At 64.3% G+C, this 16,489-nt stretch carries 16 protein-coding genes and 1 pseudogene; 4 read left to right on the top strand and 13 right to left on the bottom strand.

Annotated elements, in window-relative coordinates; all coding sequences use genetic code 11:
* Positions 1–620 precede the first annotated feature (620 nt).
* The 5 genes and pseudogenes from K289_RS46025 to K289_RS0133470 form a co-directional block, all read right to left on the bottom strand.
* Positions 621–1,013: pseudogene (locus K289_RS46025) on the bottom strand (thioesterase family protein); the annotation flags it as partial.
* Positions 1,000–4,137: an efflux RND transporter permease subunit gene (locus tag K289_RS0133485; protein ID WP_027555453.1), complete on the bottom strand. Its 3,138-nt coding sequence runs from the start codon at positions 4,135–4,137 to the stop codon at positions 1,000–1,002. The pseudogene K289_RS46025 and the gene K289_RS0133485, both read right to left, overlap by 14 nt.
* Entirely contained in the window at positions 4,134–5,306 is a 1,173-nt protein-coding gene (locus tag K289_RS0133480; protein WP_027555452.1) for an efflux RND transporter periplasmic adaptor subunit, read from the bottom strand. Before K289_RS0133480 ends, K289_RS0133485 begins: the two co-directional genes overlap by 4 nt.
* Positions 5,307–5,326: 20 nt before the next feature.
* Positions 5,327–5,875 (bottom strand): hypothetical protein, encoded by a 549-nt coding sequence (locus tag K289_RS50920; RefSeq protein WP_027555451.1) that lies wholly within the window; start codon positions 5,873–5,875, stop codon positions 5,327–5,329.
* 115 nt (positions 5,876–5,990) lie between these two features.
* Positions 5,991–6,332, bottom strand: coding sequence for a hypothetical protein (locus tag K289_RS0133470; protein WP_027555450.1), 342 nt, complete (start codon positions 6,330–6,332; stop codon positions 5,991–5,993).
* A 270-nt stretch (positions 6,333–6,602) separates the two neighbouring features.
* Between K289_RS0133470 and K289_RS0133465 the strand changes: the two genes are divergently transcribed.
* Complete coding sequence (locus tag K289_RS0133465) at positions 6,603–7,388, top strand: alpha/beta hydrolase (protein WP_027555449.1); 786 nt, start codon at positions 6,603–6,605, stop codon at positions 7,386–7,388.
* A 164-nt stretch (positions 7,389–7,552) separates the two neighbouring features.
* Positions 7,553–8,503 (top strand): AEC family transporter, encoded by a 951-nt coding sequence (locus K289_RS0133460; RefSeq protein ID WP_027555448.1) that lies wholly within the window; start codon positions 7,553–7,555, stop codon positions 8,501–8,503.
* Between the two features lie 206 nt (positions 8,504–8,709).
* Here the strand turns inward: K289_RS0133460 and K289_RS46020 are convergent, their stop codons facing one another.
* Positions 8,710–9,756, bottom strand: a complete 1,047-nt coding sequence (locus K289_RS46020; RefSeq protein WP_035686748.1) for an AraC family transcriptional regulator — start codon at positions 9,754–9,756, stop codon at positions 8,710–8,712.
* 293 nt (positions 9,757–10,049) lie between these two features.
* The gene (locus tag K289_RS0133450; protein WP_371260889.1) at positions 10,050–11,246 is read right to left on the bottom strand and encodes a biotin/lipoyl-binding protein; all 1,197 of its coding nucleotides are present in this window, start codon (positions 11,244–11,246) and stop codon (positions 10,050–10,052) included.
* 6 nt (positions 11,247–11,252) lie between these two features.
* Between K289_RS0133450 and K289_RS53165 the strand changes: the two genes are divergently transcribed.
* Complete coding sequence (locus K289_RS53165) at positions 11,253–11,402, top strand: dienelactone hydrolase family protein (protein ID WP_371260887.1); 150 nt, start codon at positions 11,253–11,255, stop codon at positions 11,400–11,402.
* Here K289_RS53165 and K289_RS0133445 read toward each other — a convergent pair.
* The 5 genes from K289_RS0133445 to K289_RS46015 form a co-directional block, all read right to left on the bottom strand.
* Entirely contained in the window at positions 11,356–11,559 is a 204-nt protein-coding gene (locus K289_RS0133445; protein WP_027555446.1) for a DUF1656 domain-containing protein, read from the bottom strand. The two genes, K289_RS53165 and K289_RS0133445, sit on opposite strands and share 47 nt — an antisense overlap.
* On the bottom strand, positions 11,556–13,451 hold the full coding sequence (locus K289_RS0133440; protein ID WP_027555445.1) for an FUSC family protein: 1,896 nt from the start codon (positions 13,449–13,451) through the stop codon (positions 11,556–11,558). Before K289_RS0133440 ends, K289_RS0133445 begins: the two co-directional genes overlap by 4 nt.
* A gap of 118 nt (positions 13,452–13,569) precedes the next feature.
* Entirely contained in the window at positions 13,570–13,950 is a 381-nt protein-coding gene (locus K289_RS0133435; RefSeq protein WP_027555444.1) for a response regulator transcription factor, read from the bottom strand.
* Between the two features lie 98 nt (positions 13,951–14,048).
* Positions 14,049–14,717: a response regulator transcription factor gene (locus K289_RS0133430; RefSeq protein ID WP_027555443.1), complete on the bottom strand. Its 669-nt coding sequence runs from the start codon at positions 14,715–14,717 to the stop codon at positions 14,049–14,051.
* Positions 14,714–15,886, bottom strand: coding sequence for a nitrogen regulation protein NR(II) (locus tag K289_RS46015; protein WP_245284065.1), 1,173 nt, complete (start codon positions 15,884–15,886; stop codon positions 14,714–14,716). Before K289_RS46015 ends, K289_RS0133430 begins: the two co-directional genes overlap by 4 nt.
* 36 nt (positions 15,887–15,922) lie before the next feature.
* On the opposite strand from K289_RS46015, the gene K289_RS52510 reads away from it, so the two are divergent.
* The gene (locus K289_RS52510) at positions 15,923–16,174 is read left to right on the top strand and encodes a hypothetical protein (RefSeq protein WP_245284064.1); all 252 of its coding nucleotides are present in this window, start codon (positions 15,923–15,925) and stop codon (positions 16,172–16,174) included.
* Positions 16,175–16,281: 107 nt separating this feature from the next.
* On the opposite strand, the gene K289_RS46010 is transcribed toward K289_RS52510, so the two are convergent.
* On the bottom strand, positions 16,282–16,489 hold a 208-nt coding region (locus tag K289_RS46010), incomplete at its 5' end, for a transposase (RefSeq protein WP_035686744.1).

Below are 16,489 nucleotides of genomic sequence, written 5' to 3'. Positions count from 1 at the left end.
TTTTGCTCGGTCCAACTGGACCGGGATCGTGAGATCGTTGCCCGGCGCGGACACTGGACAGATCGTCCCCATGCGGCGGCCCGTCAGGGGCTCCCGGCCTCCACAGGCGAATCCGGGCTGGGCCAGCCGATGAGACAGGTTCGAGAGATACGCGTTGACCATCAGATCGCTTTTCCGAGTCCAGTTGCTCGGAGCATTGAGCACGAAGTGCGTGCGGTCTACCGCGTTGCGGAATAAGAGTCTTTTGCTTTCGTGGAGCTTTTGTCAAAACGCACGGCGGCGTCACCGAAGGCCAGATTGTCGCGGCTTCGATCCCAAACGCGGCTGTAGTCTCAGGCTAGTGAGAGGGCCGGAAAGTCGGAGCGGTTCGGCCAGCCAACTAAAAATTTGAAAAACAACCCCATGCAAAGTAGCGCGGGGCTGCCGACACGACGCAGCGCTCAGCCAAACCGTTTTGACGCCTCAGCCAAATCGTTTGACACGTCGGGCAAAACACCGGCAACCTGCGATCATCGGGCGTCGTCACGGCAGTCGGCAGACTCCGGATGAAGAAGGGACGCGTCTTTCACCCGGACCGTCATCCCCTCAGGGCGTTGAGAACGCATCACCTCCGCAGGCCGCGTTACGCCGAACCGTTTCTCGAACTCTGCGACGTTGACGATGCCGCGGCGATGGGTGCCGTCGCCGATCTTGCGGGTGCCGTCCCAGGCCTCGACCTCGAACACGACGCTCTTCGCCTCGATCTCGACGATCCGAGCAACCGCACGCACCATGCGGCCAATCGGCGTCGCCGCGAGATGGCGGACGTTCACCATCATGCCGACGCTGACAAATCCGGCCGGCAAGGATGGCTGGATCGACGATCCCGCGGCCATTTCCATGTGCAGGATCATCGTCGGTGTGCCGTAGACCGCCGGCATGCCCGGCACCACATGGCCGACCGTCATCTCGGGCGTGACGGTCAGACGCTTTTCCGCCGTCATGCCGACGGTCACGCTGTCAAGCGGACTCATGACCTAACCTCGTGTCTGGTGCGGCCGTGGACGGGCCGGATGGCCCGGCCGCCCGCGGCCTGGTGAACCACGCGCCGAGCCTGTCGAGATAGAGATAGACCACAGGCGTCGTGTAGAGCGTCAGGATTTGCGAGAGCATCAGGCCGCCGACGATGGTGTAGCCGAGCGGTTGGCGCAGCTCTGAGCCGGTGCCGGTGCCGAGCATCAGGGGCACGCCCCCGAGCAGCGCGGCCATCGTCGTCATCAGGATCGGACGGAAGCGCAGCGTGCAGGCCTGGTAGATCGCCTCTTGGGGAGTGAGCCCGTGCTGGCGCTCCACTTCGAGGGCGAAGTCGACCAGCATGATGCCATTCTTCTTGACGATGCCGATCAGGAGGATGATGCCGATGATCGCGATGACACTGAGATCCACGTGAACGGCGAGTAGCAGGAGCAGGGCGCCGATGCCGGCGGAAGGCAATGTCGACAGGATGGTGATCGGGTGGATCAGGCTCTCGTAGAGGACGCCGAGGATGATGTAGATCACGATCAGCGCGGCGCCGATCAGCAGCGGCGTGCCTGACAGGGAAGACTGAAAGGCCTGCGCATTGCCCTGGAACGAGGTCGCGAGCGAAGCGGGCTTGCCGGTGTCCTTCTCTATCTTCTGGATCGCCGTCACCGCATCGCCGAGTGCAGCGCCGGGCCGCAGGTTGAACGAGATCGTGACGGAGGGAAACATGCTCTGATGGTTGATCAGGATAGGGGCGGGCTTGATGACGCTGTGGACCAGCGTGCTCAGGGGCACCTGCTGGCCGGTGGCCGAATTCAGGTAGATGTCCTTGAGCGCTTCGGGGCCGTACTGGAAGCGCGGGTCGACTTCCATCACGACGTGGTACTGGTTCAGCGAGGTGAACATGGTGGAGACGATGCGCTGGCCGAAGGCATCGTCGAGCGTGTTGTCGATGGTTGAAGGCAGGATGCCGAAGCTGGAGGCGACCTCGCGATCGACGGTGACGTCCAGCCGCGGGCCGGCATTGGCCTGGTCGCTGGCGACATCGGTGATGATGTCGAGCGCGCGGAGCTTGTCGAGGAAAATGCCCGACCAGTGCGTCAGTTCGTCGGAATCCGCGTCCGTCAGGGTGTACTGATACTGCGTCTTGGACAGGCGTGCGCCGATCGTGATGTCCTGGGCCGCCTGCATGTAGAGTGTGATTCCCTGGATGTGGGCGAGCCGGGGCTTCAGCCGTTCGATGATCTGATCGGCGCTGGCCTTGCGTTCCGGCTTCGGCTTCAGGACGATGAAGATGCGCCCCTGGTTGAGTGTGGCGGTCGGGCCGCCCGGGCCGATATAGCTCGCGACCGACGCGATCGCGGGGTCCTTTTGCAGGACGCCGACGATCGCCTGCTGGCGCTCGGACATTGCGGGGAACGAGATGTCCTGCGCGGCCTCGGTGATGCCGACGATCTGTCCGGTGTCCTGTTGCGGGAAGAAGCCTTTCGGGATGATGACGTAGAGATAGCCGGTCAGCGCGATGGTCGAGAGCATCACCAACAGCGTTACGAAACGGTGGCGCAGCACGACGCGCAGGCCCCGCTCGTAGAGCGCGAGCAGGGAATCGAAGCCACGCTCGAACAGGAGATAGAGCCTGCCATGCTTCTTGCGCGAGTCGTCCTTCAGGAGGCGCGCGCACATCATCGGGGTCAAAGTGAGCGAGATGATCAGGGACAGCAGGAGCGATGCGGTGATCGTGACGGCGAACTCCTGGAACAGCTTTCCGACATACCCGCCCATCAGGAACAGCGGGATGAACACCGCGATCAGCGACAGCGTGATCGACACGATCGTGAAGCCGATTTCGCTGGAGCCTTTGAGCGCCGCCTGCATCGGCGTCATGCCCTGCTCGAGATGGCGCACGATGTTCTCGATCACGACCACGGCGTCGTCGACCACGAAACCGACCGCGATCGAAAGCGCCATCAGCGAAAGGTTGTCCAGGCTGTAGCCGAGCACATAGAGAACCGCGAACGTCCCGATCAGCGACAAGGGAACCGTCACCGCCGGAATGATCGTGGCCCAGAAGTTTCGCAAGAACAGGAATATCACCATGACCACCAGCGCGACCGTCAACAGCAGGGTGAACTGGACGTCGGAGACGGCGGCGCGAATGGTGGCGGTGCGGTCGGCGGCAATCGTCACCTTGATCGCCGGGGGAACCGAAGCCTGCAGCGTCGGCAGCAGCGTCTTGATGCGGTCGACCGTCTGGATCACGTTGGCGCCGGGAACGCGCTGGACCGCGAGAACGATGGCGGGCTGCTTTCCGTACCAGCCAGCCAGAAGGTCGTTCTCGGGAGCATTGATGGCCGTGCCGATGTCACGTATCCGCACCGGCGAGCCGTTGCGATAGGCGACGATGAGATTTTCATAGGCCTCGGGTTTCAGCAGCTGATCGTTGGTGTTCAGCGTATAGGTGACGCGCGGGCTATTGAGCGTTCCCTTCGGCAGATCGACATTGGCGCCGGCGATGACGCTGCGGACGTCTTCGAGCCCGATCCCCCGGGCGGCAAGCGCCTGCGGATTGACGCGGACGCGGATCGCGGGCTTCTGCTGGCCGCCGATTCCGACCAGGCCCACGCCGGGAATCTGCGAGATCTTGGGCAGCAGGATGTTTTCCGCGTAGGCGTCAACGGTGGTCAGCGGCAGCGAGTCGGACGTGAGCGCGATCAGCATGATCGGCGTCTCCGCGGGATTCACCTTTCGGATCGTCGGCGGGTAGGGGATGTTCGGCGGCAGAAACGGACTTGCGGCATTGATCGCGGCCAGCACGTCGACCGCTGCGCTATCCACGGTGCGCGACAGCTCGAACTGCACGGTCAGCTGTGCCACGCCAAGAGCGCTGGACGAGGTGAGCTGTGTGACGCCGGGGATCTGGCTGAGCTGCTGCTCCAGGGGCGTCGCGACGGACGAAGCGATGGTTTCCGGATCTGCGCCGGGCAATTGCGCCGAGATCTGGATCGTGGGGAAGTTGACGTTCGGCAGCGCGCCGACCGGCAACAGCGGATAGGCTGCAAGGCCGCACAACAGCAGGCCCGCCATCAGGAGCGCCGTTGCGATCGGCCGAAGGATGAACGGCGCGGAGAGGTTCATGGGATGGCGTCCTGCACGGCGCTCTGCAGGTCGGCCTCACGCGCCGCCTTGCCGTGCAGCTCCCGCACGCGACTTCCTTCCGTGAGGCGATACTGGCCGTCGACCACGACGACGTCGCCCGCTTTCAGGCCCTGGTCGATCAGGGCCTGGCCATCGCTGATTTGCGCGACATGGACAGGTCGCAGCTTCGCCGTCTGGTCGGCCGCCACGACATAGACGTAGTTGCCGTTCGGGCCCTGCTGCACCGCCGAGCCGGCCACGGTCAGGGCATCCTTCCGCGTCTCCAGCAGCAGGCGCGCATTCACGAGTTGCCCCGGCCAGAGCCGGTGCTCACGGTTTGGAAATTCCGCCTTGAGCTGGACGGTGCCCGTCGTGCCCGCGATCTCGTTGTTGACCAGCAGGAGGCTGCCCTCGTCGAGCTTCATCTTGTTGTCCTGGCTGTAGGCGATGACTTTCAGCGTTCCCTTCGCGGCCTGCTGCTGGATCACCGGCAGATCCGTCTGCGGAAGGGTGAAGAGCAGCGAGATCGGTTCGATCTGGGTGACGACGACGAGACCGTTCGGATCGGTCGGATGGATCACGTTGCCGACATCGATCTGGCGGACGCCGGTAATGCCGGGAATGGCCGAGGTCAGGCGCGTGTAGCTGAGCTGGACGTTGGCCTCGTCGATCTGTGCCTGGTCCGCCTTCACGGCCGCCTTGAGCTGATCCACCTGCGCGGTCTGTGTCTCGATCAGTTGCGGGGTCGCATATCCCTTGTCGCCGAGCTTGGTATAACGGGAAAGATTGGCCTCGGCGTTCATGAGCTGGGCCTGGTCGCGGTCGCGATTGGCGGTGAACTGCTCGATCTGCGCCTGATAGGGACGCGGATCGATCTGGGCGAGGAGATCGCCGGCCTTGACGGTCTGTCCCTCGGTGAAGGCGATCTTGACGATCTGCCCCTGGATCTGGCTGCGCACGACGTCGGTATTGTAGGCGATCACCGTGCCGATGCCGCGCAGATAGATCGGGACATCCTTACCGGTGACGGTGGCCGCAACAACCGGGATGGCGGCAGGCACGGGCGCGGCGGTGACGGCTGGGTGCCTGTTCGTGCCGAAGAACCAGAAGCCTGCGCCCGCCAGCACAGCAACGGACGCGACGAGCGTGACGGTGAGGATTGGTTTCACTGTGATGTTCCTCGATAACTTCAGGGATTTCCGGTGCTGTTCATGGGAGCCGGTCCGCCCGAAAGATCTGGGCCGGGCACCGGCACGGTTGGGCTCAATCCGGCACCTCCGAGCTCGGTGGCACCGAGCGGAATTCCGACGCGTCCGACTGTCGATGCTGAGGGCAGGGCCGACGGAGACGTCGCGCTTCCGGTGCAGGGGACCGATGAACCTCCGGCAAGCCCGCCGCCGTCGAACAGAGCTCCGGGCGCTCCGGCGTTGCTTGACGTGGCACAGTTCGCCATGCCTTGCGCGGGACTGATCGGGGACACGCCCGGCGTTGCAATTTCAGTCGATCCCAGCGGAATACCCTCGGGACGAAGAGCTTGCGGATTCAGCGGCGAGGTCGCGCCCATGCCGACCGGCGGCTGCGTCATCGGCATCGTCGGAACTGTCGTTTGGGCGATCGCCGCTGTCGCGGCCAGCCATACGGCGCCGGCGGCAAGCGTCGCGCCCAGACACATCAACGTGAACCGACGCGGTGCGGATCGCTTTGCGTCAGCGTTGTTCGATGAGAGCTGTATTCGCATGGGCGGTGCTCCGGCTGAATGCTCCCGAACCATAGAGAGCAGCGGAAGCGCAGGTATTTCCAGAATGCACGCCCTGCTCCCTGGCGGCACGACGAAAGGATGCATCCTGCTTTCGCTATCTCAGCACGGCTCGCGCACGGGCGAGCTCGCGGTTGCATGCGGCGGTGTCGCCGGCGCGATCGGCAGCGCGCGCGCGAGCGAGCGAATCCAGCGCACCGGTGAAGTCAGGGCCATTGCCGTTCTCGGCCGCGGCGAGCGAGCGGGGCGTGGGCTGATAGCTGCGCAAAGCGTTCAGACTCTCGGGCTTCCAGCCATGCGAGCCGGCATTGTGCTCTATCGCCAGATCGAGCTGAGCCTGGGTGCGCGTGATCGCGCCCGTGCAGGAGCTTGCATGCGCCGACGATGTTGCGCAGAGCAGAATGAGGGGGACGATGTAGCATTTCGCGGTTGATGTCATTGTCCGATCCTTTGCGTGGAGTTTGGGAAATGTCAGAAGCTCCATCTGCAATGCCCGACCGAGCGACGATGGTCTTTCGCGTACGAACGTTGCTTGCTGTCCATCAGTCGAACGCGCGTACTAGTTAGGTCGCTGAAGCCGAGCGCGTGAGTCATCGTTCGAGGCCCGGATATTGCCGGCGTGCGAAGTGACAAGGACAGTTGTTTGCGGAAATACGCACGCAACCTTCGAAACTAGTGTCCGCGTCATTCCAACCCGGAGTCATCTGACATGAAACATCTCAAGACCTGCCTGGCCTTCACGGCCGCACTTGCACTATTCTCGACTGTTGTCCCAGCGAGCGCCGAACCTCTGAAGAATATCGTCCTGGTGCACGGTGCCTGGGTCGATGCATCCGGCTGGAAGCCGGTCTACGAAATCCTGACCAAGGAGGGCTTCCACGTCAGCATGCTGCAGGAGCCGGAGACGTCGTTTGCCGATGACGTCACCGCGGCGAAGCGGTTGCTCGATCTCCAGGACGGTCCGACGCTCCTCGTCGGCCATAGCTACGGCGGATCGATCATCACCGAAGCCGGCGTCCATCCCAATGTTGTCGGTCTCGTCTACGTCGCCGCCCACGCGCCCGATGTCGGCGAGGACGAATCGGCTCTTGGCAAGAAGACGCCGAGCGTCTTGGGCAAGACCGAAGGCGCGATCAAGGTCACCCCCGACAAGTTCACCTATCTCGATCCCGTGCAATTCCCCAAACTGTTCGCGCCCGATCTGCCGCGCGAGCAGGCCGAGTTCGAATCGCGTTCCCAGGTCCTGGCCGCCACGCAGGTATTCAGCACGCCGCTGACCGCGGCCGCGTGGAAGACCAAGCCGAGCTGGGGCATTGTCGCCGGCAACGACCAGATCATCAACCCGGATCTCGAGCGCTGGTATTACGAGCGCGCCAAGAGCCAGACGACCGTCATCCCGGGTGCCAGCCACTCGGTCTACGAGTCCCATCCCAAGGAAGTGGCAGCCGTCATCGCGCGCGCCGCGCGCAACATCGTGCCGCCGGCCACACGTTGAAACACCTTTTGCCGGTCCTGACGCACGACCGGCAGAAGGGAGACTGGCGGGAGAGACAGCACTCCCGCCAGCCTCACTGCATGATCCGGAGAATTCCGCGTGACGCGATCGGTCGACCCGCTCGCCATGACTGTCCTCGTCGATTCCTGTGAAAGGTCAGGCCGATGACGTCCAATCCAATCGTGATGGCGCTCGCGCCGGTCTTCTTCGTCCTGCTGCTCGGATTTGCAGCAGGCCGGATTCGCGTCATCGACAATCATCACGTCGAGGGTCTCAATGCGCTCGTGATGGATTTTGCGCTGCCGGCCTCGCTGTTCGCCGCGACCGCGGCGGCCTCGCGCAGCCAGACGATCGAGCAGGGCCCGCTGTTCCTGGTGTCTGGGCTGACGATGCTGGTGCTTTACGTCGCCTGGTATTGGTGCGCGCGCACATTCGCCGGAGTCACCAAATCCGATGCATCGCTCCAGGCCTTGACGATCGGCTTCCCAAATCTTGCCGGCGTCGGTCTGCCCATCCTGACGTCGGTGATGGGAGCGGCCGGCATCGTTCCGGTTGCTGTCGTACTGGCAACGGGCTCGATCCTCGTCAGCCCGCTCACGCTGATCGTGGTGGAGATGAACGCCAGCAAGGCTCACGGCGGCGAAATGTCGGCGCGGCTGGTTCTGGTAGCCATCCGGCGCGCGCTCACCAAGCCGGTCGTGCTGGCGCCCGCACTCGGGATCCTGCTTTCATTGTCCGATCTGAATCTCGATGCGCTTGCGCATGCCTGCCTCGAGCTGATCGGCAACGCGACCGCCGGCGTGGCGCTGTTCGTGACCGGCCTCGTCCTGTCGGCCCAGTCGTTCCGGCTCGATTGGAAGGTCGTCGCCGCAACGGCGGCGTCAGACATCATCCGGCCGCTGCTGGCCGTTGCGATCGTCTACGGCCTTCGGATTGGTCCGGACACTGCGAAGACGGCAATTCTGCTTGCCGCTCTGCCGTCGGGCTTCTTCGGAATCCTGTTTGCCGTCAATTACCGGCTGGATTCCGCGACCGCGGGCTCCATGGTGATCGCCAGCACCGCATTCAGCATCGTGACAATGGCGATTGCGATCGCCGTGCTCTTTCCCAGTTAGGCAGCATCGCCAAAGCTTGCGATCGCTCTGCTCGAGCGGCGCGAGCGGCTGCCGTTCGACAGGATGCGGTTGATCGCAAAAAAGGGGCCGTCCCTTGGGGGAGGACGGCCCCGAGAGGCTCGCATGCCCGGGAGGGGAGGCCGGAGCCATGACTGGGTCTCAGTCGTTCACGTCTGCAGCATCGCCGATGGGGCAGACAGAATCTTTCATGAACCCAGGACGTTTCTCATTTCGCATGAATCACGCCGCTCCGCCGGAAGGACACGAGAAAACGTGGTGCGCGGTGGCGCCCGATCGCTGTCGTGACCCGCGGCCAACGACAGTTCGTTCCGCTTGGCGCACCGCCAGCGCGCCGGCGTGTCGCTCGTGATGCGTTTGAAGACGGTCGAAAAATGCGCCTGCGTGCAGAAGCCGACGGCCAACGCGACCTCGGCCAACGGCGTCTCGCTGTTCGACAGCAACGATTTCGCATGCTCGATGCGCTGATGCAGGAGGTACTCGCGCGGCCGGTATCCCGTCGCAGCGCGAAACTGCGCCGCAAAGTGCATGCGCGACAGCCCCGCGACCCTGGCAAGATCGGACAGGCTGATGCAGCGGTCGAAATGCGTCCTGACATGTTCCTCGACGCGCCGGAGGCGCCATTTCGGCAGCGCGTTGACTTTCGTACGCGGCAACTCGCGCCGGGCAACATGCATCGCCAGCGTCTGACCGATGCAGCGGGCAAATTCCTCATCGGCGGAGGCGCCGTGCTCGGTCAGGGCCTTTGCAAGTTGCTCGGCAAACGGATCGCGCAACAGGACGAGGTCGTTCAGGCTCTCGGCCGTGAGAAATTCCGTATCCGGTTGCGGCGATGGAAAGCAGTTGGCGGACACGTGGAAGTGCAGGAAGTCGCACGGTGCATGGAACTGCGCGCTGAGCTGTTTCGAGGGGGCGCCGACATACAGCGTGCCTGCCGGCATGATGCCGTCGAAGATGGTCTGGCTGCCCCTGGTCAGTTTGAGGCGCGTCGTCTTCAAGGCAATGCAGAAGAAATAGCGGTCCGGCGGGGTCGTCGCCTCTTCGTGCCGGACGGCAGCTTGCGCATAGGTCCAGCGCGAGATCGTGATGTCCTCGGCGGCAGTGCCGGTGTGTTGCTCGGGCCGACGCCATTTCCGTTCATGAGGAAACGCACGCGTTTCCGGCGGAATCTCCGGTTCGCATTGGCTGGCATCATAGCCCAGCCAGGCGCCGGCCGTTTGCATGTCGGTAAGCATCGTTGGTCCCGTTTCTTAAGTCCGGCTGCCGCCGTGACGGCCGCCGAACTGCCGAATGCAACAAGTCGATGCCTAAACGATAAGTCTGATCCCGTCGCAAAGCTCGTTATGGATCCTTAAGCGCTGTTAGATTTTGCAAATGCGATGGGTGCGACCCCGTGTCGCAAAAACGTCAATTGGACCAAGGGCATCAAGGGGTTGCATTGCGAGATGCGAGTTTGCCGGCTGGCACTGTGCGGCTTGGTGCAAAGCGGATCAAAGGCGCGGCGCAGCGCCTCTCATCTTGGCCGGATTCAGGGAAGGCGCGGTGACGCGTCGACGCCGGGCGTGAGGCCCGGGGCGATCTTCTCCGCCGAGGGAACCGCGGGCTCCCGCGTGTAAGGAAGCGCCTCTACTTCGGGGGCGGGCTGGGATGCGCCCTGGAGGCAGTTCGGACGTGGCGGGCGGCCTTCTCCGAACCAGTCGGATATGGGGGCCATCAGGTTCGCACGGAGTTGGCCGAACCAGGTCTGGGGATCACCACCGGCAGGCTGCCGAATCGTCACCGTCGCCGTCATGCCCGAGACCAGCGGCACGTCGGCCGGCACCGTGTCGATGGCAACGCGAACCGGCACGCGCTGGGCAAGCCGCACCCATGTGTAGATGGGATCGACGTTGGGCAGGCCCTGCGTGCCCGCCGCGGCGTTCGATACGCTGACGCCGCGCGTCACGGTCTTCACGTGCCCGAGGATCGGCCTGGGATAGCCGACCAGTTGCGCCTCGGCGCGATCGCCTATGCAGATGCGAGCCATCTTGGTCTCCTCGAAGTAGCCGTCGATCCAGAAGCTGTCGGAATCGATGACGGAGACGTTGCTGACGCCGGTGACGGCATAGTCTCCGACGCGCAGCAGAAGGTTGGTGACGTAGCCATCGACCGGACTGACCACGCTGGTCCGCTTCAGGTTCAGCTCCGCCTGCGCGAGCTGGTGTGTCGCGGCTTCATAGGCGGCCTTTGCCTGCATCGCATTGCCGGCAAAGATCTGCTGCTCCTCGGGCGTCGTGGCCAGATCGGACAGATGCTGGCGGCGATCGAATTCGGCCTGCTTCACTTCCAAATCGGCCGCCCGCTGGTCGACGAGGGCCTTCCCGACGCGGACGGCCACCTCGAAGTCGAAGGGATCGATCACGTAGAGGACGTCGCCCTTGTGGACGAACTGGTTGTCGGCCACCCGCAGCTCCACGATCTTGCCCGGGATCTGCGGCGCGACGTTGGCGACCTGAACGCGCACACTGCCATTCCGTGTCCACGGAGCGGTGACGTAGTGTTGCCATGTCGCGGCCGATATCAGGATGGCGACCAGCGCAATTCCGAGCGTCGCAAGATGCTTGCCGGCGCCGACGATGAGGCGTCCGAGAGCCTCGCGCCGCAGCGTCGAGGGTGTCGCCTGAGCCGCACGGTTGCCGTCTTCCGCGGCGCGATCGCTGGTGTCGCGTGCCAGAGGCTCCGGCAGGCCGGCATGGTCGACGGCGTCGGTGCTGCCGGCCTGTGTTTCGGTGGCCGCTTTGCCGTCAAGCAGCGTGGCCGCGTCGCGGCGCAGGCCAGTTTCCACGGTACTCTCCCTAAGAAGATAGTGCGAGCAGGCAAAACATCGTCACGTACAGGCTGAGCTCGGCCAGCGACGGGTTGCTGAAGATCCTCGCAAAGCCAACGAACCGCAGCAGAGGACGAAGTAACAGGAACGCGAGCAACGCCGTTGCCGCGTACGACACGATCGGCGCAATCAGCACACCCCCGATGACCAGCTCATGATATGTGTTCGTCATGGCCACTTTCCTCGGCTGGGCTGCATTGATGCGAACGCCACGCTTGCCGAAACCAGTGCCGCGAGGGTCGAATTGGCGGACAGGCCGCGTCGGCTTGCCGCCTGGCGCAGCGCGTCCGCCGTAGCCAAGATCGCCCGATCGTTGCGCAAGGCGAGGGCGGCTTGCGCGGCGCGCGCCGGTTCGGCGAGCGCACCCGCCGCCAGACGGTCCAGTTCGACACGGCACCGCCGCAGGATCGCAGCCTGGTCGAAGCAGCGCATCGCTTCGGCCATGACCTGATCGTTGGATGTCGAACCGTCGTTTGCCGTCACGATCTGTTCGATGCGCGCGGCATCGCGAAACGCGGCTTCCTCGAGCGGAAGATGCCGGACTTGCCTGCTATCGACGTGGTTCAGCTCGGCGCGGGCCTCGCCCAGCAACAGCCGGGTCCGTCGCTCGCCCGACAAGGACGGGAGAAGAAGCTGTGCCGCAAAGACCAGCGCTGAAGCCAGGCAAACGAAGAGGCTTGTCACCAGAAACACCTCGGGATCGTAGCTCTGCGGGTTGGTCGGGGCGAAGATGGCGAGCGTGAACACCAGGGTGAGGCGGCCAACCGATGACAGCATGCGGCTCGGCAGCGAGATCAGGAGCGCAAGGCCGATGACGACAGGCGCAAGACCGATCGCCAGCAACTGAAACTCGGAGACGCCGTTGAAGACGAGGTACTTCAGGATGCCGGCGAGCAGGCACGCAATCGGCATGGCAAGCAACGCCGTCATCGTGAAGCTGCGTGGATCGGGGGCCGTCGAACCTAGCGCGATGATGACTGCAACGAGGGAAAGGCAGAGCTCGGTGGTTGGCCAGCCCGCCATCACAAACAACATCGCGATCAGCGCGAAATGGATCGCCGTCCGCGCGCCGCCCTCGGCTGCGATGCGGCGCGAGCGATACAGCGGCGCACGCCACGTCTGCGGCGGTCGTGTGCCGGCGCGCAGGGCGTCGAGGCTGCTGCGCACGTCCGCGCTCTTGCGAAGAATCTCGCCCCTGAGCCAGGCTCGGCAAACCGCGATCAGACCGGAGGCGCCGCCGTCCCGATCGCCCGCGACTTCGGTCGGCAAGATAGCGACGGGCAATGCCGCGAGCGAGCGGGCGAGGGACAATACGGTCACGAGGTCCACCATGGCGGAACGCGCTGCGGCGGTTCTCGCTGGGCCGTCGCTCGATTCCGTGGTGAGGCTCGCGATTTCTGGACGCAGGGCCGCAATATCGCGCAACAGGCCCGCCGCGACGGAGCTTGAGGACGCTTCGCCGCGAGCGGCGCCTTGCGCAACGTCCATGACCCGGCGATGCAGAGCCTCTAGTCGGCTTGCCAGCACCGGATGGTAGGCGGGCGCGGCAAGGACCTCGTTGACGAGTGCGACCGCGAGGACCCCGATGGCAATGGCGGCGCCACGCGCGACGCCGGTGGGAAACACCTGCAGGGGACTATCGATCTGCTGAATGGCAATCAAGGCTACGGTGGTGCAGCCGAGGGCTGCCGCGTAGGCGCGATTGCCGTCCAGCATCCCGGCCGTATAGACACAGAGGCCGATCCAGATGCTGAAAACCGCGAGCAGGAGACCGCCGGTCTGGGAGAAGACGCCGGCGATCACGATCGATGCCGCGACGCCGATGGCGGTGCCAAGAAGCCGGTAGCCGGCCTTTTCCATGCCTTGAGCGCGCGTGGGCAGCGCCAGGATCGCCACGGTGAGGGCCGCCGACGACGGGGATTCGAGCTCGAGCCAGAAGCTCACATAGAGCGCGAGAAGGGTCGCGAGCCATACCCGCAGCGCGAAGGCCCAGGAGCTCGCGGAGAAACCGGCGAAGACAAGGGGGCGCGCTTGACCGGGAGCACTGGTGGCATTCGCTCGCATGCGCGCGAGTATGAGATTTGCCGGGCTTGCCGGTATTTCCGGTCCAGGAACCTGCTTGCCAGAATGCACGCTCCGAATACAGAAGCCACGCGCATTCTGTGCGGAAGGGAAGGTAGGACTAGCGCGGCGGCTGACCTGCCAGCGCCTCTTCGAGGCAGCGGATGATTTCGTCGCCGCTGGAGGGCTTGCCGAGATAGCAATGTGCGCCCGCCGCCATCACACGCTGGCGGACGGCGTCGGAGGGAAACGCCGTCATCAGAATGATGGGGAAATGGCGGCCGGAGGCAATCAGCCGCGCCTGCAATTCATCTCCGGTGATGGCCGGCATCTGGATGTCGGCGATCATGCATGCCGGATCATCGCCTGGCGGCTGCTCGAGGAAGTCGACGCCGGACTCGTAGGTGTGCGCCTCATAGCCGAGCGAACGCACCAGGCTCGCAAGCGAGGTGCGAACTCCTGCGTCGTCGTCCACGATCGCAATTACCGGGGTCTTGGCCATTCCCGCACTTCCTGGCCGGCGTGCTCCAAGGAGGCTATCTCCCCGCAACGCGGCCGTCAGCGCCTTATGGACCGCGGACGGTCCCACCGGAACTATACTCAGGTTTGGTCCGTAGACCTGCGGGTCTGGGATACCCCAAGCGCCTCGGCCTTGCGGACGAGATCGGCCAGCGACCGGACCCCCATCTTGCGCATCACGTTGCCACGATGGATCTTGACCGTGATCTCGCTGAGGCCGATCAGGCCTGCGACCTGCTTGTTCATCAGGCCGGCGGTCACGTGGCCCATCACCTCGCGCTCGCGCGCCGTCAGTGTCTCGTATTGGGCGCGAATATCCTCTTTCGCCGTGGCTTCGGCGCGACGCTGGGCATCGCGTGCGAGCGCTGCCGTCACGGCATCGAGCATGTCCTGATCGCGGAATGGCTTGGAGAGAAAATCGACGGCACCAGCCTTCATGGCGCGCACCGACATCGGAATGTCTCCATGGCCGGTCATGAAGATGATGGGATATCCGATGCCCTGCTGGGCCAATTGGCCCTGGAGATCGAGCCCGCTCACCCCGGGCAGCCGGACGTCCAGCACGATGCAACCGGGCCTGTCGGGTAGCTGGCCGCCGAGCAACTCAGCCGGCGAGCCGAACAGGCGCGTTTCGAGGCCGACGGATCGGAACAGGCTGTCGAGCGAGGTACGAATCCCTGCGTCATCGTCGACGATGATGACGATGGACTTTGCGGATGGCGGATGTGCTTCGTCGATCGGTCGTGTCATGGCGTGGTGTGTTCTTGGCTGTAGGGCAGCGTCAGGCGAAATGTCGCCCCCGAACCGGGCACGCTCTCTGCCGACAACTGCCCTCCGTGAGCTTCAACCGTCGTTCGACAGATCGCAAGTCCCATGCCCATTCCGCCATTTTTCGTCGAAAAGAACGCGTCGAACAGGCGGGGCAGGTCGCCAGGTGCGATGCCGGGGCCGGTGTCCTGCACCGTGATGGCGAGCCTTTCGCCTGCGACGGAACCGGCGCCGAGCGTAACGATGCGGGGGCCGCTTTGGCCCGACATGGCCTGGCCGGCATTGACCAGCAGATTCACGAGAACCTGCTGAAGCTGGATCCGGTCGCCGCGAACCGGCGGCAGCCCAGGTTCCACCTCGATGGTCAGGACGACGTCGTCCTTTGCGAGCTCCCGCCCGACCAGCAACGCTGCTTCATCGATGATCTCGCTGATTTGCAGGATGTCCTGCTGGGGCGACCTCTTCTTCAGGAAGGTCCGGATGCGGGTCACGATCTCGCCGGCCCTGCGCCCTTCGGCAACGACGTGACCGATGGTCGCCGCAACCTCGTTCAGATCGGGCACGTCGCGCCGCAGCCAGCGCAAGCCGGCCTCGCCGCTGGTGACGATCGCCGCCAGCGGCTGATTCACCTCATGGGCGATGGATGCGCTGAGTTCGCCAAGGGTGGCGACGCGTGCGGCGTGGGCAAGCTCTGCCTGCGCCGCGAGCAGTGCGTCCTGCGACTGCTTGCGTTCGGTGATATCCATGACAAAGGCAAGCACGTTGCGATCCCCGCCGGGCTCGGGCGGGAAGGTGATGGTAAACAGCACGGGAACCTTGCCGCCGTCGAGCCTGACGAGATCGGTCTCCCCCTCGTAGAACGGCTCGCCTTCCGCGAATGCCAGCATTCCGCCGAGGAAACTGCGGTCGTCCGCGCCCAGAAGCCTGTCCACGTTCTCGATGAAGGCGGAGGAGCTGCTTGCCCCGGCCATCCTCTGCAGGGCGGGATTTGCGTCGGTGATCCTGGCCAGCCCGCGGGCGTATCGGACGAAATCGGGATTTTGCACAAGATAGTCGCGTAGGCCGGCTTCCCCCGGCTCCAGCGAATTCAGCGCGGCTCGGAGGCCGCTCCAGTCCTCTTCGAGGACCCCGATCCGGCTGGCATCGAACATCCGCCGATACCGTCGCTCGCTCTGCACCAGCGCGGCATGCGCCGCCTCGCGGTCCGTGACATCGGTGTGCGTTTCGAGCACGCCGACCGGCCTGCCGAGATGATCGCGCTGCAGGGCCCAACGGGCATCGACGCTGAGCGCGGTGCCGGCTTTCGTCCGCTGTTCGACCCGGCCTTCCCATCGGCCGGCCTCGAGCAGAACGGATTCGATGAGATCGCGCCTGTCGGGATACACGGTCTGCAGCAGGTCTTGGTTGTGTGGAAATGGATAGCTCGGAAGCGGCCGTAGTCGACAATCGTTGCAGGCCGCCGATGTTTTCGCGTCGGATCGTCCAATAGCCGGCTGAGGTGGTTATAGCGACGCGCGGTGGCGCTTTTGGACGCACTTCCGCGCGTTCAGGTGGCGCGGATTGCTGCAATCAGGCTCGGTTTGCCGACGATGTTCATCACCCGAGTGAGGTTATAGGCCAGGACGTGCAAAGCCATCTCGGCGGCGACGTTCCGTAGGCGCTTCATCAAGAAGTGGGTTGCACCCATACGGGCCTTGATCGTGCCAAAGGGATGCTCGACCGTCTCGCGTCGCGTCCGCATGGCGTCGGGATTG

It is taken from the genome of Bradyrhizobium sp. Cp5.3, assembly GCF_000426265.1.
GTDB lineage: Bacteria > Pseudomonadota > Alphaproteobacteria > Rhizobiales > Xanthobacteraceae > Bradyrhizobium > Bradyrhizobium neotropicale.
The sequence above is the reverse complement of the archived record's forward strand: the minus strand, read 5'-3'. Positions and strand labels throughout refer to the sequence as shown.

Bases quoted from the DNA above. Each gene is read 5' to 3' on its own strand.
- K289_RS0133485 (WP_027555453.1), bottom strand. From the start codon at position 4,137: ATGAACCTCTCCGCGCCGTTCATCCTTCGGCCGATCGCAACGGCGCTC.
- K289_RS50920 (WP_027555451.1), bottom strand. From the start codon at position 5,875: ATGCGAATACAGCTCTCATCGAACAACGCTGACGCAAAGCGATCCGCA.
- K289_RS0133470 (WP_027555450.1), bottom strand. From the start codon at position 6,332: ATGACATCAACCGCGAAATGCTACATCGTCCCCCTCATTCTGCTCTGC.
- K289_RS0133465 (WP_027555449.1), top strand. From the start codon at position 6,603: ATGAAACATCTCAAGACCTGCCTGGCCTTCACGGCCGCACTTGCACTA.
- K289_RS0133460 (WP_027555448.1), top strand. From the start codon at position 7,553: ATGACGTCCAATCCAATCGTGATGGCGCTCGCGCCGGTCTTCTTCGTC.
- K289_RS46020 (WP_035686748.1), bottom strand. From the start codon at position 9,756: ATGCTTACCGACATGCAAACGGCCGGCGCCTGGCTGGGCTATGATGCC.
- K289_RS53165 (WP_371260887.1), top strand. From the start codon at position 11,253: ATGGTCGACGGCGTCGGTGCTGCCGGCCTGTGTTTCGGTGGCCGCTTT.
- K289_RS0133445 (WP_027555446.1), bottom strand. From the start codon at position 11,559: ATGACGAACACATATCATGAGCTGGTCATCGGGGGTGTGCTGATTGCG.
- K289_RS0133440 (WP_027555445.1), bottom strand. From the start codon at position 13,451: ATGCGAGCGAATGCCACCAGTGCTCCCGGTCAAGCGCGCCCCCTTGTC.
- K289_RS0133435 (WP_027555444.1), bottom strand. From the start codon at position 13,950: ATGGCCAAGACCCCGGTAATTGCGATCGTGGACGACGACGCAGGAGTT.
- K289_RS0133430 (WP_027555443.1), bottom strand. From the start codon at position 14,717: ATGACACGACCGATCGACGAAGCACATCCGCCATCCGCAAAGTCCATC.
- K289_RS46015 (WP_245284065.1), bottom strand. From the start codon at position 15,886: ATGTTCGATGCCAGCCGGATCGGGGTCCTCGAAGAGGACTGGAGCGGC.
- K289_RS52510 (WP_245284064.1), top strand. From the start codon at position 15,923: ATGCGCCGCCTCGCGGTCCGTGACATCGGTGTGCGTTTCGAGCACGCC.